A 2,942-nucleotide genomic window follows, 5' to 3' on the forward strand; every position below is an offset into this window, starting at 1 on the left:
CCATCAAAACCCCTTGGGTGTTGTATGGTTAAGCCTCACGGGCAATTAGTACAGGTTAGCTCAACGCCTCACAACGCTTACACACCCTGCCTATCAACGTCGTAGTCTACGACAACCCTTTAGGATACTTAAAGTATCAGGGAGAACTCATCTCAAGGCTCGCTTCCCGCTTAGATGCTTTCAGCGGTTATCGATCCCGAACTTAGCTACCGGGCAATGCGTCTGGCGACACAACCCGAACACCAGAGGTTCGTCCACTCCGGTCCTCTCGTACTAGGAGCAGCCCCTTTCAATTCTCCAACGCCCACGGCAGATAGGGACCGAACTGTCTCACGACGTTCTAAACCCAGCTCGCGTACCACTTTAAATGGCGAACAGCCATACCCTTGGGACCGACTTCAGCCCCAGGATGTGATGAGCCGACATCGAGGTGCCAAACACCGCCGTCGATATGAACTCTTGGGCGGTATCAGCCTGTTATCCCCGGAGTACCTTTTATCCGTTGAGCGATGGCCCTTCCATTCAGAACCACCGGATCACTATGACCTGCTTTCGCACCTGCTCGAATTGTCATTCTCGCAGTCAAGCGGGCTTATGCCATTGCACTAACCTCACGATGTCCAACCGTGATTAGCCCACCTTCGTGCTCCTCCGTTACGCTTTGGGAGGAGACCGCCCCAGTCAAACTACCCACCAGGCACTGTCCGCAACCCCGATAAGGGGTCGACGTTAGAACATCAACACTACAAGGGTGGTATTTCAAGGACGGCTCCACGCAATCTAGCGACTGCGCTTCAAAGCCTCCCACCTATCCTACACATGTAGGGTCAATGTTCAGTGCCAAGCTGTAGTAAAGGTTCACGGGGTCTTTCCGTCTAGCCGCGGGTACACTGCATCTTCACAGCGATTTCAATTTCACTGAGTCTCGGGTGGAGACAGCGTGGCCATCATTACGCCATTCGTGCAGGTCGGAACTTACCCGACAAGGAATTTCGCTACCTTAGGACCGTTATAGTTACGGCCGCCGTTTACCGGGGCTTCGATCAAGAGCTTCGACCGAAGTCTAACCCCATCAATTAACCTTCCGGCACCGGGCAGGCGTCACACCGTATACGTCATCTTGCGATTTTGCACAGTGCTGTGTTTTTAATAAACAGTTGCAGCCACCTGGTATCTGCGACTCTCAATAGCTCCATCCGCGAGGGACTTCACCGTCGAGAGCGTACCTTCTCCCGAAGTTACGGTACCATTTTGCCTAGTTCCTTCACCCGAGTTCTCTCAAGCGCCTTGGTATTCTCTACCCGACCACCTGTGTCGGTTTGGGGTACGATTCCTTACAATCTGAAGCTTAGAGGCTTTTCCTGGAAGCATGGCATCAATGACTTCACATCCGTAGATGCTCGACGTCGTGTCTCAGCCTTAAGAAGAGCCGGATTTACCTAACTCTTCAGCCTACGCACTTGAACCTGGACAACCGTCGCCAGGCCCACCTAGCCTTCTCCGTCCCCCCATCGCAATTGTAAGAAGTACGGGAATATTAACCCGTTTCCCATCGACTACGCCTTTCGGCCTCGCCTTAGGGGTCGACTTACCCTGCCCCGATTAACGTTGGACAGGAACCCTTGGTCTTCCGGCGAGGAGGTTTTTCACCCCCTTTATCGTTACTCATGTCAGCATTCGCACTTCTGATACGTCCAGCATGCGTTACCACACACCTTCAACCGCTTACAGAACGCTCCCCTACCCAATGCACTAAAGTGCATTGCCGCAGCTTCGGTTTACTACTTAGCCCCGTTACATCTTCCGCGCAGGCCGACTCGACCAGTGAGCTATTACGCTTTCTTTAAATGATGGCTGCTTCTAAGCCAACATCCTGGCTGTCTGAGCCTTCCCACATCGTTTCCCACTTAGTAGTAATTTGGGACCTTAGCTGGCGGTCTGGGTTGTTTCCCTCTCCACGACGGACGTTAGCACCCGCCGTGTGTCTCCCGGATAGTACTTACTGGTATTCGGAGTTTGCAAAGGGTTGGTAAGTCGGGATGACCCCCTAGCCTTAACAGTGCTCTACCCCCAGTAGTATTCGTCCGAGGCGCTACCTAAATAGCTTTCGGGGAGAACCAGCTATCTCCAGGTTTGATTGGCCTTTCACCCCTAGCCACAAGTCATCCGCTAATTTTTCAACATTAGTCGGTTCGGTCCTCCAGTTGATGTTACTCAACCTTCAACCTGCCCATGGCTAGATCACCTGGTTTCGGGTCTATATCCAGAGACTGAACGCCCAGTTAAGACTCGGTTTCCCTACGGCTCCCCTAGATGGTTAACCTTGCCACTGAATATAAGTCGCTGACCCATTATACAAAAGGTACGCAGTCACAGGACAAGCCTGCTCCTACTGCTTGTACGTACACGGTTTCAGGTTCTATTTCACTCCCCTCACAGGGGTTCTTTTCGCCTTTCCCTCACGGTACTGGTTCACTATCGGTCAGTCAGTAGTATTTAGCCTTGGAGGATGGTCCCCCCATATTCAGACAGGATATCACGTGTCCCGCCCTACTCGATTTCACTGAATATGCGTCGTCAGTTACGGGGCTATCACCCTGTATCGCCAAGCTTTCCAGCTTGTTCACCTAACGCCTATAAAGCTTAAGGGCTAGTCCAATTTCGCTCGCCGCTACTTTCGGAATCTCGGTTGATTTCTTTTCCTCGGGGTACTTAGATGTTTCAGTTCCCCCGGTTCGCCTCGTTATGCTATGTATTCACATAACGATACTTACTTATGTAAGTGGGTTTCCCCATTCGGAAATCCCAGACTCAAGTGGTTTTTACTACCTAATCTGGGCTTATCGCAAGTTAATACGTCCTTCATCGCCTCTGACTGCCAAGGCATCCACCGTGTACGCTTAGTCACTTAACCATACAACCCGAAGGAGTTTCGAGTTGAT

1 rRNA gene is annotated in these 2,942 nt (G+C 51.6%); it reads right to left on the bottom strand.

The window, feature by feature from the left end:
- Nucleotides 1-24: 24 nt before the first annotated feature.
- Nucleotides 25-2,914 (bottom strand): 23S ribosomal RNA (locus tag MTR11_RS23940).
- Nucleotides 2,915-2,942: the final 28 nt, after the last annotated feature.

Origin of the sequence: Vibrio sp. CCB-PB317, assembly GCF_022808245.1 — a bacterium.
GTDB classification, from domain to species: Bacteria; Pseudomonadota; Gammaproteobacteria; order Enterobacterales; family Vibrionaceae; genus Vibrio; species Vibrio diabolicus.